We start from the raw sequence: 20,366 nt of genomic DNA, 5'->3' as shown, positions 1-20,366 counted from the left end.
TCTAAACATAAAAACCAACCAAACTTTATGAACCAAAATTTTACTATTAAGGTAAGGCATCTGCCTTACCTGGGAAACCTGTGGGTACTGTTCGCAGTATTTAGTGCCTGTTTATTGCTTTTGGGCAGTCCCACTTATGCGCAACAGGGCGCAACAATTAAAATTACCGGTATTGTTAAAGATTCACTTGGCCTGGGAATTCCGGGGGTAAGTCTGCAGGTTAAAGGCCAGAGCAGCATGGGTACCATCACCGATGGCGATGGTAAGTTTTCCCTGAATGCTACGGCTAAATCAACTATAGTGGTCTCATCTGTAGGTTTCAGACAAACTACTTTTATCGCTGATCCATTAAAGCTAAAGGTAGACCTCGTACTGCATTCGGATGATAACAATCTTTCGGATGTAGTGGTTACCGCCTTTGGAAAGAAGGAGCGGAGAGAAGCCATGGTGGGATCTGTTACCAGTATTACACCTGCCAGGCTAAAGATCCCATCCAGCAATTTAACCAATGCCTTGGCCGGGCAGATTGCCGGGGTAGTGGCCTACCAGCGGAGCGGCCAGCCCGGATTAGATAATTCTACTTTTTTTATCCGTGGGGTAACTACATTCGGTTACAAGCAAGATCCATTGATCCTGGTAGATAACGTAGAGCTTACGCCAACCGATCTGGCGCGGCTACAGGTTGATGATATTGCGAGTTTCTCCATCTTAAAAGATGCCAGTGCCACGGCTTTGTATGGTGCCAGAGGAGCCAACGGTGTAATTTTGGTGACCACTAAAGAAGGTGTTGAAGGTAATGCGAAAGTAAATGTACGTTTCGAAAACTCTATTTCGCAGGCTACGCAAAACCTTGAAATTGCCGATCCCATTACTTTTATGAAGATGTATAATGAAGCCATCACAACCCGGAACCCACTAGGTGTACCAAGGTATAGCCAGAACGATATTTACAACCGTGAGCAGACTTTAAGTGGTGCGCCGGGGAGCAATAAGTATGTTTACCCTGCTGTTAATTGGATTGATGAATTGTTTAAAACCAGTACCAATAACCAGCGGCTGAACGGAAGTGTGAGCGGTGGAGGAAAAGTTGCAAGATATTATATCGGTACTTCTTATAACCGCGATAACGGAATATTGAAGGTGAGCCCTGTAAATAACTTCAACAATAACGTTAAACTCGAAAACTACCAGCTCCGTTCCAATGTAAACATTAATGTTACGCCTACCACAGAAGTGGTGCTGAGGTTGTCGGGAACTTTTGATGAATATAACGGGCCGATTACTGATGACGGTTCCTTTTCTGCCGACCTTTATAAAAAGGCACTTCATACCAGCCCGGTATTGTTTCCGGCATTTTATCCTGCAGATCCATCATCAGGTATTGATACGCATATTCTTTTTGGCAATAGCTCAACAGAGGGTACCGGAAATACAGTTGGTTATTCCAATCCTTACGCAGATATGATGAAGGGATATAAGTCTTTTTCGAGGTCAAGGATGTCCGCACAGCTCGAACTAAACCAGGACCTTAATTTCCTGACCAAGGGGTTGTCTTTTAAAGGAATGTTTAACACCAATCGGTATTCTTATTTCGACCTGACCAGAAAATATTCACCTTTTTTTTACAATGTAGCCTCCTATGACAGGATCAGCAATCAATATAGCCTCAACTGGATCAATAACCAACCGGGCCAGGCCTCAGAGTATCTGAGCTTTGAGCCAGGGTTTAAGGATATCAATACATTTGTGTACATGCAAGCCGTTTTGGATTACTCGAGGCAACTCGGCAGTAAACACAACATTAGCGGTACACTCATTGCAACAAGGCAACAACGTTTATACGCCAATGCAATAGATCCGGCAACCAAGTTATCCAGCCTTCAATATTCGCTTCCCTACCGCAATGTTGGCCTGTCAGGCAGGTTGGGTTATGGGTACGATAACCGTTATTTTGCCGAATTTAACTTTGGCTACAATGGATCAGAGCGTTTTGCTGAAAAGAACAGGTTTGGTTTCTTTCCAACTATCGGCGGTTCATGGGTAATTTCCAATGAAGCTTTCTGGGACGGAGGGTTAAAACAAGCTGTGAGTAAGCTTAAACTACGCGCAAGCTATGGCCTTGTAGGTAACGATGCCATTGGCGCACAGCGTTTCTTCTATCTTTCTAACGTAAACCTGGATGGCGGTAACCCTGCTTATTTTGGTCAGGCAAACGGTGTGATCAGACCAGGGGTAAGCATTACCAATTATGCAAACGATGCCGTGACATGGGAAACCTCCAGACAAACGAATATTGGATTGGAAATTAGTCTTTTCAAAAGCCTGAATATCATTGCAGAAGTTTACAAACAGCACCGTTACAATATTTTAATGGAGCGGGCTTCAATTCCTTCTACCATGGGCTTAGAATCTGGCGTAAGTGCCAACCTGGGTACTGCTGATTCGAGGGGAATCGATTTTTCTGCCGATTATAGCAAAACCTTTAGAGGCGGATTCTGGATGTCGGGGAGGATGAACTTTACCTTTTCGCAGAATAAATATGGACAATATGAACAGCCGGCTTATAAAGAGCCATGGAGGATACTTTCCGGGCAGAAAATTGGCGTAAGATGGGGCTACATTGCCGAGCGCCTTTTTGTTGATGACCAGGAAGCGGCAGCTTCTCCTTCGCAGCTTTTTGGCGCCGGAGCCTCCGCACCTAAAGGAGGAGATATCAAATATACCGATGTAAACAATGATGGCAAGATTACCGAAGCCGATCAGGTATTTATCGGCCTTCCTTCCACACCTGAAATTGTTTATGGTGCAGGCCTTTCGATGGGATTCAAGAAGATCGACCTTTCGCTTTTCTTTCAAGGTGTAGGCCGCACGAGTTTCTTTATTGATCCATCAGAGGTTAGTCCATTTCTATCTAACAGGCAGGTGCTTCAACCCTTTGCCGATAGCCACTGGACAGAAGAAAATCAGGATTTATATGCCAAATATCCGCGTTTGGGAACCACCTCTTCCGAGATCAGCAATAACCTCCAAACCAGTTCTTGGTGGATGCGTGATGGTGCTTTTATCAGACTTAAGTCGATAGAAATCGGTTATACTTTCCCTGATAAGTTATCAAAAAAGGCATTTCTGTCTAATTGCAGGATCTATTTCAATGCTTTAAATCCGCTCACCTGGAGCAGGTTCAAAGACTGGGATCCGGAACTGGCCTCAAATGGCTTCAGCTATCCGATCCAGAAGGTATATAACATCGGAATCAACGTAAATCTATAAGCACGCGTGTAATGAAATTCAACATAAAACTTCTCATACTCATTGCAGTGATTTCGGGAATGACCCTTTCCTGCAAGAAATACCTGGATGTAACGCCAGACAATGTAGCCACAATCGATTATGCTTTCAGAAACAGAAATGAGGCCGAAAACTACCTTTTTACCTGTTACTCTACCCTGCAGAACATGGGGCCATCCAATAGCGATGCTGCTTTCACCACTTCCGGAGAGATTTATTTCCCCAACACCTTAACCGAGGCAACATTGGGTAGCAGGGATGCGGAGCAAGGTTTCCACCTGATCAGGGGCGTCCAGTCCACCGATAATCCCTCATTGAATTATTGGGATGGCGAACAGCTTGGCCAGCCTATTTTTAAAGCAATCAGGAGATGTAATATCTTTCTGGAGAATATCGACCGGCCGAAAGATCTGGCTCAATTTGAACGCAACCGCTGGATTGCAGAGGTAAAGTTTTTAAAGGCCTATTATCACTTTTACCTGTTAAGGATGTATGGCCCGATCCCATTGATTAAACAGAACCTGCCGATAGATGCCGGCACGGATGAAGTAAGGATAAAACGTGCGCCTATTGACGAGGCATTTACTTATATCGTATCGTTATTAGATGAGGCCACGCCCGATCTTCCACGTACCATACAGGATCCGGCAAGAAGTTTAGGCCGAATTACACAGAATATTGCCCTTTCGGTTAAAGCTGAGGTGCTTACTACACAGGCGAGCCCTTTTTTTAACGGCAATCCTGATTATACTGGTTTTAAGGATAAAGATGGTTTAAATCTATTCCCTACAGCTTTTAGTGCAGAAAAATGGAACAAAGCCATGCTGGCCTGCCAGGCTGCAGTAAAATCTTGCGAAGAAAGCAACCTTTCCCTTTACCATTTTACCTCTCCGGGCAATCTTCCAAATATACCTGCGCCATTGAAAACAGTGATGGACATCAGGCAGAGCATTACCGAGAACTGGGAAAAAAATCCCGAAGTAATCTGGGCACTGAATCCTGAATTTGGGCTACAATCAATGGCTATGCCGAGGCTTACCAATGCGATGGTGCAGAACATGGGTGGCACACCGGGCAATTTTGCCGTGCCTATCGGGATGGCTGAACTGTTTTATTCGAAAAATGGTGTGCCAATGGCTGAAGATACTGGTTACGATTACAGAGGACGTTATGCTGTTGCTGCGGTAGGTACGGAAAATAAATACTACTTAAAAAGCGGTTACCAGACCATAAAAATGCACATGGATCGTGAACCTCGCTTTTATGCCGATTTATCTTTTGATGGTAGCTGTTTTTTTGGTAACGGGCAAACTGATCCGGAAAACATGCTCTATGTGCAGGCTCGTGGCGGAACTTCGCTGGCTGGCCCCAAAGATAATATCAGGGTTAACGTATCGGGTTACTGGCCAAGCAAACTGGTTAATTACCAATCTGTTTTTGGTACCGAAGTTACCCAGGCAGGTTTCCGGATGCCGCTAATCAGACTCGCAGGACTTTATCTGCTGTATGCAGAAACGCTTAACGAGGTTAACGGCCCTACGGCAGATGTTTATACTTATATCGATAAAGTTCGTACACGTGCAGGTTTAAAAGGTGTTAAAGAATCCTGGTCTTCTTATTCAACTAACCCTGGTAAAGCTTCAAGTAAAGATGGCCTCCGGTCGATCATCCAGCAGGAACGCCGCATTGAACTTTGTTTTGAAGGCAGAATAGGGTGGGACTTAAGGCGCTGGAAAGTGATGCAGGATGTACTTAGTAAACCACTTCAGGGCTGGAATATTCAGGATACCACACCTGAAGGTTATTACCGTCAGCGTAATCTCGTAATTCCTGTATTTGGCCTGAAAGACTATTTGTGGCCACTTAAATACAACGACCTGATCGTTAACCCAAACCTAGTTCAAAATCCTTATTGGTAATTAAATAGAAGATGATGAAAATTAGATCAAAAATATATAACAGACCTTTTGCATTGCAATTTTTTGCCATGTTACTTGTGGCCTGCTCGTTTTACTCCTGTAAAGAAAGCGAAGGTTTTAATGAGGTAGTATCTACAGATATGACAAAACCCGGCGTACTCACCGGCGTAAAAGTAGAAAACCTGGCTGGAGCTGCAGTAATTTCCTATAAGCTACCTAATTCCCAGAATCTCTTGTATGTACAGGCAGAATACCGGATCAATTCGCGAACCATAAGGCAGAGTAAATCTTCTTATTATAGCGATACGATCAAGGTAGAGGGCTTTGAAAAAAGCGGCGACTACGATGTTACACTTTATGCGGTATCGCGTGCGAATGTGAAAAGTGATCCTGTACAGATACATGTTCACCCTGCAACCCCATCTTACCTGTCCGTTTATCCAACAGTTCAGCTTCAGGCTGATTTTGGCGGAGTAAATGTAATCGCCAGTAATCCGACTAAGAAAGCTATCGGTGTGATTGTGATTTCCAATGATAAAACGACAGGAAAAATGCTTCCCGTAGAACAGTTCTACACCGAAGCGGAAAATATCAATTTTAGTGTAAGGGGATTTGATACCCTAAAAAGAGATTTTGGCGTATATGTAACCGATAGATGGGGAAATATATCCGATACTTTATATAAATCAATCAGTCCAATATTTGAGATGATGATACCGAAAGCGCAGTTCAGCGAATATAGGCTACCATCAGATTCTCCTCTGGGGGCAACAGGTCTTGGATGGAATACTTCGAGGTTATGGGATAACAATACTTCCGATCCCGGCTGGCATACAGAGGCCGGTTATAGTAAGCCTCTTCAGCTCTGCACATTTGATATGGGCGTACTTGCCAAGCTCAGTCGCTATAAATTGTGGGAAAGAGGAGAAGCCTATGGCAATGATTATTCTTATAATCATGGTAATCCCAAGACATGGACACTCTGGGGATCAGCCAAAGCTGCACCGGCAGATATTGAGTTACCCGTAAGTTCGGCAAAAGGAACTGTTGTGGGCGATTGGATCAACCTGGGGAATTTTACCTGTCCGCCACCGCCATCGGGTAATGCACCCGGACAAACCACTCCTGTGGATCTTGCTGCAGTAAAAGCTGGCTTCGAATTTAACATTGCACTTGATATTCCTAAAGTGAGGTTTATCAGGCTGGCCGTTAATTCGACCTGGGGAAATGCAGATTTTGCCCACGTGATGGAATTGTCTTTTTGGGGAAATACCAATTAAAAATTAAAGCAGATGACAACTAAACATATCAACAGTATTTTAATGGTTTTTATGGCCATTGTGGTTCTTTGTGGCTGTAGCAAGGATGCGCTGGATTATAGAAAATATCTTAACGAAAAAGAACACATATATCCGGGCTTTGCCGGCGAAGCTGGCGCCGCGCCAGGCAATTACAGGATAAAACTGAACTGGAAGGCAAGTTCCGACCCGAGTGTAACCCATTACCGCATATTCTGGAACAATTCAGCAGATTCATTGGAAATGAAAGCACCAGACCGAAGCGTTACTGATGTATCGGTAATTATTCCCAAGCTGGTAGAGTATAATTATTCCTTTACCATTTATTCTTACGATAAGGCTGGGAATAAATCTGTGCCTGTTCAGATTAGCAACATAAAGGTTTATGGCGATAGCTATAAATCGAGTCTAACCAACAGGTTTCTGGTTTCAGCAAATCCTTATCAGCTGGATGACGACGGCATTACACTCAATTTTGAAAAACCAGATACCATCAACATTACAACAGAAATACGCTATACCTATAAAGATGGTACCATTCATAAAAGTGCATTAAGTCCTGATGAAAATTCGATCAGGCTTGCTGACTACAAAACCGGAACCAAGATTTATTTCAGGTCGGCCTATGTGCCGGTAAAATCGGCTATTGATACCTTTTATACCGTAGATTACGATTCTTTGAGCAATATTATGATACCGGTAGATAAATCACTGTTCCGTCCGCTAAAGCTAGCAAATGATGTTGGGACCTATTCGAGTGAAACCTCTTTATCTCAACTTTGGAATGGTAATAAAACACCAACTGCATATCCGGATATCTTCCATAGTGATGACAATACACCGCTTCCGCATCACTTCACTTTTGATATGGGTAAGGCAATTGTTAATCTTACACAGTTCGAAATCATCGGGCGTGACTGTTGTAATAACCCTACCAAATTTGAGATCTGGGGAATTGCAGATCTGACCGGAGCGGAAACGCAGTCGCCAGGCAATTCAGCAGGGTGGACAGCAGAATCAAAAGGAAGAGGATGGACGCTGCTTAAAACGGTAGAACGCTCAGATGATGGATCGGCACCATTTAAAGTTGCCCTGCCTGATGGCCTGCCTCCAATTCGATACATCCGGATCCGGGTAATAAAAGTGGCCAGTGGCGATGCCTATTACAGCAATATTAGTGAAGTATCTTTCTGGAATAAATAAGGCTCTCTTCTCTATAATGGAGAATAATAAAATTATGAATAATACCAAAGCAATCATTTATGTACTAGTCCCGGTTTTTTTACTGGGACTGGTTTCAGAATCCAAGGCTCAGAATCAGTCTGACAAAACGATAACCACTCCCGATTCTGTATGGAAGGAGCACTGGTTTGAGCACAAGGAAGAACTAAAACTAATAGGAAGCAATGCTCATGTAGCTGTTTTTTATGATAAAAACATGCCGGCCAATGTCAAATGGCCTATCGCAGCAATGGCAGATTGCTGGGCCTATGTTAAACGCAATTACGGAGATTTTGGACCAGATCCAAAACTCTATGTGATCCTGCACCGCGCGATGGGTAAGGATTATGGAGGAGGACATCCATCACCCTTTTTTGATGCGAGCCATGATTACCGGAACGTGATTGATTGTGGTTTAGCGCAATGGGACAATCCGAACGGGGAACAGATTGGCATGCCGATACATGAGATGGGACATATTGTAACCAGCGCAAGTCATGGTACAAAAGGATCGCCGTCTGATGTATTGTGGGGAGACAGTAAGTTTATGGAGATTTTCAATTATGATGTACTCAAAAACATAGGAATGGCCGATGAGGCCAATAAAGTATTTACGCAAATGCAGACTCAGTATGACGACTTTCCGAGACAGGGAACGCAGTGGTTCAAAAACTGGTTTTTCCCTATTTACAGTAAGTATGGTGAAGGAAAGGTACTCAACAGGTATTTTGAACTCCTGGCTTTAAACTTTCCAAAGAGTAAAAACGGACGTTACAAAAGAGATCTGAATTTTGGAGAATTTATTCATTTCTGGAGTGGTGCATCTGGTGTAAACCTGCAGGATGTTGCAGAAAAAGCTTTTGGTTGGCCGGCAGAATATGATATTCAGTTTAAACAGGCCCAGAAGGATTTTCCGAAATTAAACTATGAGACTAAAGGTAGCAGCAGATAAGGTGTATAATATCATTTAAAAATCTCTTCAGAAGTTTTGTTAAGTCAGACTTCAATACAAATCCCAGAAGGATAAGATATCCGGTGAGGACCGGTCATAATTTCAGTTGTAATAAGATTTGATCTTTTTATATGCTGATTTTAGTTTGGTGAAAACATAGGTTGTGGTGGATACCCAACCTATGTTTTATTTAAAGACCAATCTGGTTCAAATGGCCGGTAGCGAGGAATCATTGCGTGGGGGAAAGACAAAGCAATCTTCGCCCGTTATTCGCGATAGCAGGATTGATCCGTGCCTCGCAAATTCCAGGTAAAATCATGTTATATCGTTAATTTTTTTATTGAAACAACAATGCTATAAAGCTTAAGTGTTTGGTTATTTGTTGATTATGTTAGTGGCTTATTCTTTGTAAGAGAGAAAGCGATGCATTACACTCTTCGTCAGTTTCTTATTTTACTTTCAGAAGCTGTGCTGTTAATCGTACTGGCGCAGAAGGTAAAAATTTCCTGTTCCATATTTTTAGTGCTGGCCGGTTTGGGAATAGGCTATATTCCGGGTATTCCAAGCCTCGCATTCTTTTATATTAATTGATGTCTCTCTCGGGGCAGATCAAACTCAATCATCCCTCTGTTGCAGCTAGCACATCAAAAACAAATATAGAGAAGCAATATAAACTTATTATATATACTTATTGTTAATATGGACCTTAATTCCATAAATCCATATGATCTTAACTTTCAGTTTGTTAGCTGGTTTTCGGTTCATGAACCAGGACCTCCTGTAACTATTTGCCAAAATCACCGTCTTTATCAGTATCTTATCAATACTTTTTATATGAAAATTTCAGCACGTATTTTAATTATCCCGATCTTATTTAGTCTAGCCTTCACCTCAGCGCACGCGCAGGAATTATCTGTTTCTGACAGTATTGATGTTTTTCTGAAAACCAAAATGCGGGAACGTAATATTCCTGCGCTCCAGATAGCTGTGGTAAAAAATGATAAAATGGTTAAGGATACCACTTTTGGTATTGCCAACCTGGAGTACAATATCAAAGCTAATAACGAAACTGTTTTTTCCATCAATTCTATTACCAAGGCCTTTGTCGGTATTGCAATTATGCAGCTGAGTGAAGCGGGTAAGTTGAAGATTTCTGATCCTATCTCTCTACATTTGGATGGTTTGCCTGAAGCCTGGAAGAAAATTACCATTAAGCAGGCAATGAGCCATATTTCTGGCCTGCCGGATATGATGGATGCCGATGAGCAGGTTTTGGGACATAACGATGAACGAGAGGCTATGGAGAAAGTTAAAGCTTTACCAATGGCATTTAATCCTGGAGAAAAATTCAGCTATAACCAGACTGGCTATGTGCTTTTAGGACAGTTAATTACTAAATTGAGCGGCATGCATTTTACGCAGTTTATACAGGAACGTCAATTTGATGTGGCGGGAATGCCCTTGACCCGATTTGGCGATTCGTATGATGTTATTCCGAATTATGCAGGTGCTTATACAATGACCAGGCAAATGGGCGATAACTTTGTCCGGAATAAAGTGCCGGGTCATGCCTATATGCAATTTCCGGTCTTTTTTAGAACTGCTGCGGGTATTCAATCCACTGCAACTGATCTGGCCCGTTGGATTATGGCTATAAATGGTGGAAAGTTACTGAAGAGACAGTCCAGTATTGATTCCTTATGGAAGCCGGCTGTGCTGAACAATGGTAAAATCGGCGGCTTCAACCGCCTTACAAACGGCTATGCGCTGGGTTGGCCCACTGTTACCAGGGAAGAGCATCCTGCTGTTGGCCCGGTGGGCGGAGGAAGATCTGCTTTATTTGTTTATCTAAAAGATAACCTTTCTATTGTCGTACTCACCAACCTGATGCAGGGAAACCCGGATCAGTTTATTGATGAGATCGCAGGTTATTATATTCCGGAAATGCATCAGGTTAATGGCTTTGGTCTGCCACCAAACCTAAAAAAGCTGCGGGCTGAACTGTTGAAAAAGGGTTTTGAGAAAGGCGTTGAGGTGATTTCTGAATTAAAAAAGAAAGATCGATCTTTTCATGTATCGGAAAATGAGCTAAACGGCTGGGGTTATCAGCTTCTGTCTCAGAAGAATTTTAAAGCGGCATTGTCTGTTTTTAAATTAAATGTGTCCATGTATCCTCAAAGTGCGAATGCTTACGATAGCCTGGCTGAAACATTTGAAATGTTGGATAACAAGGCTGAGGCAATGGCAAACTATAAAAAGTCACTGGCGCTGGATCAGAAAAATAAACACGCAGCTGAGCGCATAGACGCACTTACTAAAAACTAGTTGATCTATACTTACCATATATAACCTGTTTTATTCGATAAAATATCTTGTATTAACTTTTATAAATATTAATAACCTCAGTTCGATTATTACTATTCCTTTAAAGGTATACTACAGATGTTTTTCGTTCGTAGCGTCACCCTGACCTGTAGCGAAGCGGAAAGCTACGCAGTAAATTTATTTCAGGGTCTATTTAGCAGGAAAGATGCTGAAATAAATTCAGCATGACGATCGCGCTAGTTTCAAGGGCTTAAATTAGTCAGTATAAATAAATATTAATCGAATTGAGGTTAATATATCGAAGATAGACCGACGAGTGGGAATTTCAACATAAAATCCTGGTCAGTATCAGGAATGATGAAGCAGCGCAAAGAAATTATAACACAGAAAATTTTTACAGTTGATCGGTTATTCCGTGAATATGATTTAAAAAGCAAGAGATTATATAGAGCAGGCAAATGTTGATGATGTAGAACGCTTAAAAGAAATCATTTTAGCATTACGCCAAAAATCATCCGGTGAATAGCGGTAAGACCGGTATTCATCGGATGACTTTTACATTTACCGAATGGGTTTCTATAGCAGCTTCGCCCTAATTATTTTTTACAGCGATGAACATGCGTTGCCTGTAAGTGTTGCCCCTGCGCCGTTTGATGCCGTTACGGTAGATTTTACACTGGAAGCATTTAGTATAGTCAGGCTGTAAGGTGGCGTAAATGCATTTACACCATTGCCTGAAGTATTTCCGGTTACGGCTGTAAAAAGATTATTTTTTGCCTGAACCGCTGTTGAATTATTGTCCATCAAATCAATCGGGTTTTTCACGTTTTCAAAAACGTTTGATTCCACTAAAATATTGGCTTCAAATCCGGCCTGAATACAGCTTTTACTTACCGTACTGTTAAATAAATTATTTACAATATGCACTTTGCCAAATCTTACGCGGGGCATTCTGGCTACAGCACCCTGTGCCCACCAGCAACGTACAAATGTAATCCGAAAGTGACCTCTGTCTGCAGTGGCGCCATCGCTTGATCCGATCAGGTTTGAGAAGCGGTGATCGTCAGATCCGCCCGAACCACCTGATTTTGGTGGTTTGAGGTAAGAAAATTTGCAATAGGATACCGTGATGTAATCTGAAATGTTTTTGAGATCAAAATTGCCATCCACACCATCTCTAAACTCGCAATGATCAACCCAGATGTTATTGCAGGCATCAACGGTTACATTGTCTTGTCCGTCAACATCATAAGCACCGGGGCCTTCAAAAATGATATTTCTGATGATGATGTTGTTACATCTCTTAACATACATAATCCCTGAATTGTCTTTTGTTTGATCGGCCGAAACAAGTTTGGCGCCTGATGAACCAAAAATCGTTTTTCCGCTCTGGTCCTGAAAGGAAATTCTCCCGCCGGATGGAATGGTGATGGTTCCGTTAACCTGGATTACCTTCACGCTGGTATTTTGAATGGCTGATTTCAGTGCGGTATAAGTGGTTACCACGGTAGCCGTTACTTCGCCGCCACCGGTTGTTCCACCGTTTTGTGATGCCCAGCCCTTTGATGGGCAAACTGCTTCGGTAACAGCCACTGGTGAAGCAACGTTTTTGTTCGTGGTCTCATTGCTTTCAGATTGATTACTTTTTTTGCACGCGGGTAAAGAAAATGCCACGGCAATAGCCGTCAGGCATGTTAATAAATACTTGTTTCTCATGTTAAATTTAATTTGGTTAGAAGAATTGTGTTGGAATCATGCGGGCTTTCTCGGTGCGTCGGAATATATTATTCGGTATGTATTTGTTAAATTACAGTTAATGAATATATTATTGTCTTTTTGTGTTGAATATATTTGTGCAATCGTTCACGGGATCGATTGCGGGATCATTATGCTCATAAAGTGTTGATCAATAATAGTGAAGTTTGTGCAGAGGGCTTTAACGTTTTCTCCTTTAATATTTCTTATGCAGGATAGCAGGAAGGCATAAGAAATTCCCGCAAAATTATGCATTAAACCTGCGTGGATCATTTTGGATTTATAGTACTATTCTATTCCATAATGTAATAAATAATATTTATTATTGTATAGTGGAGTATCCCATAAAGTTTGACAATCAAATAATTTTTAACGCGTTGGTAACCGGATGCAGATCATGTGTATTCGCTTGCCATTTCTCTCTAAAGAATGAAAAATAAAGGCATTAGTGTGATCATGCCCACTTACAGGCATGGCGCTTTTATCTCAGGTGCGATCACCAGTTTGCTGAACCAGTCATTTCAGGACTGGGAATTGATTATCATCATTGATGGTAGTACTGACGCTACCCTTGAGGTGGTAGAACGTTACCTCCACGATCATCGGATCAGGTACTTATATAATGCTGATAATGAAGGCCTGGGTGCTGCCATTAATAAGGGGCTTGAAGAGGCATCATATGCCTATATCAGCTACCTGCCCTCTGATGATTTATACTTTAAGGATCATTTACAGTCGCTATGGAATCTGGCACTGGCTAATCCGGATGATACTTTTTTCTGTTCGGGTGCAAAACACAATTATAAGGATGATCATACTGGCAGTAGCGGGCAGAAAAGTTTTGGCGCCTTTATAGATATAGGCTATCAGTTGGTACAGGTGATGCATAAAAAAACACCTCACAGGTGGTTGGAAAGGAATGAATTGGTGACCGATAGCCTGCATGATATGTTCTGGAATAAACTGCTGGATGGCGCAACGCCAAAGTTTACCATGGAAATTACAACGGAATGGGTTTCCCATCCGGGACAACGGCATAAAATCATCAGTGAGCGCTGGGGTGGGGGGATCAATCTGTACAAGCAGTTTTACCAGGTCAATCAAAAAATCAGGTTTAAATCGGCTTTTGGCGGATTGATAGATGAAACTACTGAATACCTGGACTTAGATGATCTTCCTGTAGTATCAAGAGGCTTACCATTAAAAATTTTGCTCGTTGGCGAGTTGTCTTATAATGCCGAACGGGTTCTGGCTTTTGAAGAAAAAGGCCATCAGTTGTATGGTTTGTGGATGGACGAACCTTCTTTTTTTAATGCAGTTGGTCCGCTTCCTTTTGGAAATATTACAGACATTCCAAAAGATAACTGGCAGCAGGCGGTTAAAGAATTGAAACCAGATATCATCTATGCACTCTTAAATTTCAAAGTGATACCATTCATTCATCAGGTGATGCGTGCAGATTTGGGTATTCCACTGGTGTGGCATTTTAAGGAAGGACCATTTTTCTGCAGGCAAAATGGCCTATGGAATAAAATGATTGATCTTTTTCAGTATGCTGACGGAATAATCTTTTTAAATCCGGAAATTAAACGCTGGTATGAACAATTTTTTCATTTTGAGGTGCCTTTCAGTATAATCGTAGACGGTGACTTGCCGCATATCTCAAGGTTTAAGGGAAAACCAGGCAGACTGATTTCAGAACAGGATGGGGAAATGCATACCGTGGTTCCGGGAAGGCCGATGGGGCTTTTACCTGCTGATATACAAGAATTGGCTAAAAGGAAGATTCACTTACATCTCTATGGAGATTTTTACCATAGTGTTTATAAATCATGGATAGATGAGGCTAATGAATTGGCACCGGGCTATCTCCATCTGCATCCGGCTTGTGTGCCGCAAGATTGGGTGGAAGAACTCTCGAAGTATGATGCCGGCTGGCTGCACGTTTTTGATTCTGAAAATAACGGTGAATTAATGAAAGCCAATTGGCTTGATTTTAACTTTGCGGCGAGGATGTCGACATTAGGAGCAGCCGGACTTCCCATGATCCAGCGGGATAATACCGGGCACATCTGCGCTTCCCAGGCTTTCACCAGTAAAAATGGATTTGGAATTTTTTATCAATCGTACGATGATCTGGCTGCACAGCTTGGTAATACTGCAGAGATGAATCGCATGCGGCAGGAAATATGGCGTAAAAGAGAAGTCCTGAGCTTTAACCATTATGTTGATGATGTTTTATATTTCTTCAGAAAGGTAATGGAATCAAAGAAAAACGTCTTTAAAAGCTGATTGAAGGAGAATGATTCTTACGGGGAGGAGGGGCAGCATTCTCCAGCTCTAACGTTAAACTGTATTAATTTTTGCTGCTCATAAAAATGCCCCCATAATTAGCTAAATTTTGGGGGCAATGCAATATGGTAACGTGCTTCATTTGTATTCAAAAGCTTGATTTTTTCATCTTATAACAGCTTGGTCCGGACGCAGTTTTGACACTGTCGCAATTGTTTTTTGTAAATCAATGATCAATAAATGATGTGGCAACGCGGTTTTTTTGAAGGATTTATTTTTTTCCTGCTCTTGGTGCTAAGGTCAGAAACATCCGCTTGCCTTCGAGTTTTGGTAATAACTCTACTTTGCCTACCTCTTCGAGGCCTTGCGCAAATTTTAGCAGCAGTATTTCTCCCTGATCTTTATAAACAATCGATCTGCCTTTGAAATGCACAAAGGCACGCACTTTTTCTCCGCTTTCCAAAAAGGAAACGGCGTGTTTGAGCTTGAACTGAAAGTCATGCTCATCGGTATTCGGTCCGAAACGGATGTCCTTGATGATGGTCTGTTTCGCCTTGCTTTTGATTTCCTTCTGTTTTTTCTTCTGTTCGTAAAGGAATTTACTGTAGTCGATAATACGGCAAACCGGTGGTGTGGCGTTCGGGGAAATTTCAACCAGATCTAAATCCAGTTCTTCTGCCAATTTGAGTGCTTCAGCCAGCGGATAGATATTGGTCTCAATATTATCTCCGGTTAAGCGTACCTCCGGGGAGGTGATAAAATTATTAATCTTGTGTTCTGCTTCTTTTTTTTTGAAGGGCAAGCGTGGCCCCCTGTAAAATCCTGCTTTTTTTAATGCCAAATTTGAAAAGTTTTAATGAAAAAATTGTTTTAACTAGAGCGGTTAATTTCGGGATGAACGATAATATAGCTTTTTATGCCCATATATCCAAACCCGTAGTTGAAATGATGAATTATACATGATTTTATGACGCTGATATGCACTTAGGCGTATTTAGACCTGGGAGAATCAGTTGAGCTAAAACTGGTTACTATTTAACCTGTGGTGATTTGATTTGCTGCCTTGTTTTCAATCCTCAGTGCTTCAGAGGTGATCAGTATAAAACCGGATATAAGGAGCAAAATAGCCAAAACCCGGAGGATCTTTTCCGTGTTTTTGGTGTTAACCATCCTGTCAGGGCAGGTAAATCTGCTGATCCCTGTCACTTTTCTCCGTTCGTTTCTGCGCCATAGCGCAAAGAGGAAAATGAAGGTGCCAAAAACTAGCAGTAAGATGCCGCTAACCAGCGGTATTGTAGTGAAATTGAATGTCTCTTGTGTTTCTATCATATAAAATAGACCAACAGGTAGCAAAAAAGTTTAAAATAATATTTTTTTGGCTGTTATACCGATTGTCTTAAAGGAAATCCTGACTCTATTTCTACAAATTCTAATTGCCTTCTTATCAATTTTTTTTGGTTGAGTCTTCTAAAAAAATAAATACGAAGATTAACTTAACTATCTAACTGTTTGAAGAGCCTTATCAAGTATATCATCGTGTCCATTAACGAAATTACCGGGATCTGTGGTAACCTGAAGGTCTGGTGGAAAACCAATACCTTCATACATTTTTCCATCTATATATTTAAATGCTGCAGAGGATGTATAAACAGATAAGACACCATGTATTTCGAATGATCCATCATTGTAAACTCCATAATTTGTGATCGGTCCTGTAGCTCCCCAGGTTTGTTCCCCAATTGTGCTGACATTGGGTAGACAGCGAAGCGCCATTGCCGCAGCTTCTGCTAATGAGACCGTGAAATGATCGGTAAGGACAATAATTGGTATGGCAAGTGATCTGCCATCCTGGTCAGGATTGATGGAAGCACTAATCCAAGGTGTATAATTTTTTCTTCCGCTACCATTTTTATATCGTGTATAGCCGAAATTCAATCGTTTGTCAATGAAATGACCAACAAAGAAATTTAAGTCCTCAATGTTTCCCCCCGGATTATTCCTGACATCAACAACAACAGCCGTTAAAAGTGATTTTTTTGATTTCAGAAGATTAAAAAAATAGGATAATGTTTCGGCAGCGCTGTTCTTTTCCTGGGATGTAAAAGCTTCTTTCAGCGAAAATAAATTACAATTAAAGTACAGGATTTGATTATTAATCAGGCCACTGGTTACCTGCAATCTTTTGTTATCGCTGGTTATGAAATAACCTGTTTTAAAGCCTTTATCCAGGTAACCCGTATCTATTGCAAAGTAATTGTATGGTGTATGAAACTGCTTTGCCGCTACTTTTCTGGTAGCAGCAGGATTAATATAGCGGCCCGATAGCCCCATTAAATTGAAGTTTATAGTGTAATGACCATCTGTTAAGCCTTGAGTGATTGACTCAAAGTAGTTAAAGGCAGTATTTAAATCATCGTTATTGTTTGTTTTTAGGTTGGCAAATAAGGGCTGATATTTTTTGTACACATTATCCCAATTGGTCGTATCAATATCCCAGTAAACATAATTGGTACTCATTTGCGTCCAGTAGCTTTTAAAAATAGCATCAAAACTTTGCAGATTATTAGTCGGGGTCGAGACATCCATCTCTTTCCTGCAGCTTGATTCGGCAAATAATAGAGATAAAATTAAAACCAACCTGATTATGCGATTCCTAATCATTTTCTTTTAGCTAAGTTATAGGTAATTCCTAAAGAGACCGTTATGGTTTGGTTATAACTGCTCATATCATAAGCTGGATTATTTTTTTGCCGGTTAGAAATTGCGTAAAAATATCTGCCTGCAATAAATCCATCCAACTGTTGAAAGAAGTTAAATTGTAGCCCTAAACCGCCTGCATAACCAAAATCGAATCGTTGATCTTTTTGCTTATCAAAGCTATAGTTCTGGCTGTAGGGAACTAAGTTAAATTCCTGACCATGCTGATTTTTATCGCTGTTTACTGAGAATATATCCGGCACGGTGCCGTTAATTTTGCTATTTACCCAATAACCACCAAAGATACCGGCGTCCAAAAAAAACTTCAATCTTTTTCCGATAACCGCATGCAAGGTTACTGGAATCTGTAAATACTTATTGCTATGATCTGTATAAATGCCCGCCAGTGAGTCTGTTCGGCTAACGCTGTAATTCTTTTCAATAAGGCCTGGCATTGTTTCAATAGCTATTATATGACCTAATCTAAATTGAATTCTTGAAGCAAAATAGTAACCGTTTTTGGCATCAACACGTGTTGAAACTTGACTGGGGCCATTCGTTTTTAGAAAGTTACGGCTGACTCCTGCTTCAAAGCCCAACAATTGCTGGGCTTTTGAAGTAAGAGAAAATGATATTAATAATACAACCGTAATACCTTTGGATAGCCTCATTAGCCAGATTCTAGAATAACTTAATTGTACACATCATGGATCTAATCGATTATTCTTTTTGAAATAAAACTGGTCTATCCTAGTTTTAGATGTGACAAAAATAAAAAACAGCCTTTTGAACACATGAAATTCAAAAATCACGGTTTATAATTTTTGGTTAATTGTTAACCAGGTTGGCCACAAAACTCTTCACGATCAGCGAAGATGGAGCGCCATTATTGGGCACTACATTAAAGGAAACCCTTACAGCGACCTGCGTATTATTAACGGGTAAACTATGCTCCGCCAAATATTGTAAAGTAACTGACGATCCGGTATAAACGGAAAGTGAGCCAATGTTTTCATGTGTAGCATTAGCATTAAAGTTATAACCGGTGTTTGGGTTTATCATGACCACCTGATAGGTTAAATTTTGAATGCTGGCGCCTGTTGCACTTGAATTAATAACAGATGTGTTTTGTTGAACTAAGCTATTAAAAATTGACGAGTTAACGGTATACTGTATGGAGTATTGGTTGTAAGGGACATTTTGACCACCTTCATTTACCAAAACCGATTGTCTGGTTGTGTGGACGTTTACAGTTGGTCTTGCACTCAAATTAAATACGCCAAGCGCATGACCAATTAATGGAACTGGCGCACCTATTGTATTTGCAACACTTTGACCGGGAAACACCAGGCTGTTAGGAACTAATGGCTGGCTTCCTGATAATGTTCCGTTTAGTGATATGGTCGAATTCATTTTCAAATCTACTTCCTGCGAGTTGTTACTGTTTCCACCGAAGATACCGCTTAGAAAGCCCGTTACGTTACCGGCTAAACCGCCGGCTGCTGCGCCACCTAAACCTGACAAAAATGTTCCCGATGCTGCGCCAGCTGTCGCAACGGTTCCGTAAATTTCTGCCGCTCCGACAATACCATTGATCAACGTACCTGCCAAATCGAAGCCGCTTGAGGGTTGAGTAATATTACCGTTCAAAGTACCTACATTGGTTCCGTTCAATGCTATCTGAGAAATGTTTACTGTCTTTGAATTCCACGTAAATCCTAAATGCGGATAAGTAGTATCTGCAAATGCAGGATCATAGCCTATTTCATATTGCATAGAATACCAGCCTCCGCCTACAGCTACACCCTGATTATTTGTTTTTACAAAAGATGGTGTGCTTATACTAGGATCAACAATGTCAACCCCATCAAAATTCAACATTTTAGACGATGTGCTATTATCTGAGTAAGTGCTTAAACCATGTTCTATGCTGGAGCTGTTTCCAAACAGTCCTGTAGGTATATAAAGATAATACCTTATTATGCCGCGATAGCGGTTATAAAGGGCAAAATATAATCCGCCAGCCGGTTGATTTGCAGCTGTTGCAATGACATTAGGATTAAACGTGTTATAAACCAGCTCCCATCCATCATTACTTTTATAATCACTCACCAATGACGGGTCGATGTAATTACCGGATTGACTCTGCCATGGAAGCGAAACTACCGGAGATGATCCTGCGACCGGCATGTTTGAAGCGGTTTCCCAGTTAAAATAATAATTGGGTACATCTTTTGTCGTAGATTTTACTGTAATGCTTTTGGTCAGGTTATCTTTATGGCAACCTGAAAAAACAAATAAAGAAATTAGAAAAGCAATTGCTTTGTAAGAAGGGGCTTTTTTCATTGGATGTGATTTGATTTAAATGCTGAACTGAATATTCATCCAATGGTAGTTATCAAATGTTAATTGATAATGATCAAATAGTTAACTCTGTTTTTGATTTAACCAGGCATCAAATGCATTTTAGAACTTATTGTTAAATCACCTGAATAATAAAATCAGTAACTGGGTATGCCTGGTAGTTTTATACGCCTTCACTACCTGTCAGCTATGCCGTCTGAAAGGAAGCAAGTACCTCTTTCTGATTATGATTCTTTTGCATCAAAGTAAGCATCG

General features: G+C 41.1%; 13 protein-coding genes. 7 read left to right on the top strand and 6 right to left on the bottom strand.

The annotated features are described in order from the left end of the window. The first annotated feature begins 27 nt into the window (after nucleotides 1–27). From IM793_RS17120 to IM793_RS17095, 6 genes are all read left to right on the top strand, one after another. A complete protein-coding gene (locus tag IM793_RS17120; protein WP_193423445.1) occupies nucleotides 28–3,270 on the top strand; it encodes a TonB-dependent receptor in 3,243 nt (1,080 codons plus the stop codon). Nucleotides 3,271–3,281: 11 nt separating this feature from the next. After that, nucleotides 3,282–5,207, top strand: a complete 1,926-nt coding sequence (locus IM793_RS17115; RefSeq protein ID WP_193423443.1) for a RagB/SusD family nutrient uptake outer membrane protein — start codon at nucleotides 3,282–3,284, stop codon at nucleotides 5,205–5,207. A 14-nt stretch (nucleotides 5,208–5,221) separates the two neighbouring features. Then, on the top strand, nucleotides 5,222–6,487 hold the full coding sequence (locus tag IM793_RS17110; protein ID WP_227256297.1) for a DUF5000 domain-containing lipoprotein: 1,266 nt from the start codon (nucleotides 5,222–5,224) through the stop codon (nucleotides 6,485–6,487). Between the two features lie 12 nt (nucleotides 6,488–6,499). Further along, a complete protein-coding gene (locus IM793_RS17105) occupies nucleotides 6,500–7,708 on the top strand; it encodes a DUF4998 domain-containing protein (protein WP_193423439.1) in 1,209 nt (402 codons plus the stop codon). A 34-nt stretch (nucleotides 7,709–7,742) separates the two neighbouring features. Then, nucleotides 7,743–8,678, top strand: coding sequence for a hypothetical protein (locus IM793_RS17100; RefSeq protein ID WP_193423437.1), 936 nt, complete (start codon nucleotides 7,743–7,745; stop codon nucleotides 8,676–8,678). An 834-nt stretch (nucleotides 8,679–9,512) separates the two neighbouring features. Continuing rightward, nucleotides 9,513–11,003, top strand: a complete 1,491-nt coding sequence (locus tag IM793_RS17095; protein WP_193423435.1) for a serine hydrolase — start codon at nucleotides 9,513–9,515, stop codon at nucleotides 11,001–11,003. 603 nt (nucleotides 11,004–11,606) lie between these two features. On the opposite strand, the gene IM793_RS17090 is transcribed toward IM793_RS17095, so the two are convergent. Continuing rightward, nucleotides 11,607–12,719: a polysaccharide lyase family 1 protein gene (locus IM793_RS17090; RefSeq protein ID WP_193423433.1), complete on the bottom strand. Its 1,113-nt coding sequence runs from the start codon at nucleotides 12,717–12,719 to the stop codon at nucleotides 11,607–11,609. Between the two features lie 468 nt (nucleotides 12,720–13,187). Here IM793_RS17090 and IM793_RS17085 point away from each other — a divergent pair, with 468 nt between their 5' ends. Beyond that, nucleotides 13,188–15,050: a glycosyltransferase family 2 protein gene (locus IM793_RS17085; protein ID WP_193423431.1), complete on the top strand. Its 1,863-nt coding sequence runs from the start codon at nucleotides 13,188–13,190 to the stop codon at nucleotides 15,048–15,050. A 271-nt stretch (nucleotides 15,051–15,321) separates the two neighbouring features. On the opposite strand, the gene infC is transcribed toward IM793_RS17085, so the two are convergent. From infC to IM793_RS17060, 5 genes are all read right to left on the bottom strand, one after another. After that, entirely contained in the window at nucleotides 15,322–15,891 is a 570-nt protein-coding gene (gene infC / locus IM793_RS17080) for a translation initiation factor IF-3 (protein WP_193423429.1), read from the bottom strand. A gap of 194 nt (nucleotides 15,892–16,085) precedes the next feature. Further along, on the bottom strand, nucleotides 16,086–16,379 hold the full coding sequence (locus IM793_RS17075; RefSeq protein WP_193423427.1) for a hypothetical protein: 294 nt from the start codon (nucleotides 16,377–16,379) through the stop codon (nucleotides 16,086–16,088). Nucleotides 16,380–16,547: 168 nt separating this feature from the next. After that, entirely contained in the window at nucleotides 16,548–17,567 is a 1,020-nt protein-coding gene (locus IM793_RS17070; RefSeq protein ID WP_193423425.1) for a S41 family peptidase, read from the bottom strand. A gap of 140 nt (nucleotides 17,568–17,707) precedes the next feature. Then, nucleotides 17,708–18,418, bottom strand: a complete 711-nt coding sequence (locus IM793_RS17065; RefSeq protein ID WP_193423423.1) for a porin family protein — start codon at nucleotides 18,416–18,418, stop codon at nucleotides 17,708–17,710. A 157-nt stretch (nucleotides 18,419–18,575) separates the two neighbouring features. Beyond that, nucleotides 18,576–20,093 (bottom strand): hypothetical protein, encoded by a 1,518-nt coding sequence (locus tag IM793_RS17060; RefSeq protein WP_193423421.1) that lies wholly within the window; start codon nucleotides 20,091–20,093, stop codon nucleotides 18,576–18,578. Nucleotides 20,094–20,366: the final 273 nt, after the last annotated feature.

Origin of the sequence: Pedobacter sp. MR2016-19 (genome assembly GCF_014947265.1) — a bacterium.
Taxonomy (GTDB): Bacteria; Bacteroidota; Bacteroidia; order Sphingobacteriales; family Sphingobacteriaceae; genus Pedobacter.
The sequence above is the reverse complement of the archived record's forward strand: the minus strand, read 5'-3'. Positions and strand labels throughout refer to the sequence as shown.

Coding starts and splice junctions, on each gene's coding strand:
- IM793_RS17120 (WP_193423445.1), top strand. CDS start 28: ATGAACCAAAATTTTACTATTAAGGTAAGGCATCTGCCTTACCTGGGA.
- IM793_RS17115 (WP_193423443.1), top strand. CDS start 3,282: ATGAAATTCAACATAAAACTTCTCATACTCATTGCAGTGATTTCGGGA.
- IM793_RS17110 (WP_227256297.1), top strand. CDS start 5,222: ATGAAAATTAGATCAAAAATATATAACAGACCTTTTGCATTGCAATTT.
- IM793_RS17105 (WP_193423439.1), top strand. CDS start 6,500: ATGACAACTAAACATATCAACAGTATTTTAATGGTTTTTATGGCCATT.
- IM793_RS17100 (WP_193423437.1), top strand. CDS start 7,743: ATGAATAATACCAAAGCAATCATTTATGTACTAGTCCCGGTTTTTTTA.
- IM793_RS17095 (WP_193423435.1), top strand. CDS start 9,513: ATGAAAATTTCAGCACGTATTTTAATTATCCCGATCTTATTTAGTCTA.
- IM793_RS17090 (WP_193423433.1), bottom strand. CDS start 12,719: ATGAGAAACAAGTATTTATTAACATGCCTGACGGCTATTGCCGTGGCA.
- IM793_RS17085 (WP_193423431.1), top strand. CDS start 13,188: ATGAAAAATAAAGGCATTAGTGTGATCATGCCCACTTACAGGCATGGC.
- IM793_RS17075 (WP_193423427.1), bottom strand. CDS start 16,379: ATGATAGAAACACAAGAGACATTCAATTTCACTACAATACCGCTGGTT.
- IM793_RS17070 (WP_193423425.1), bottom strand. CDS start 17,567: ATGAGTACCAATTATGTTTACTGGGATATTGATACGACCAATTGGGAT.
- IM793_RS17065 (WP_193423423.1), bottom strand. CDS start 18,418: ATGAGGCTATCCAAAGGTATTACGGTTGTATTATTAATATCATTTTCT.
- IM793_RS17060 (WP_193423421.1), bottom strand. CDS start 20,093: ATGAAAAAAGCCCCTTCTTACAAAGCAATTGCTTTTCTAATTTCTTTA.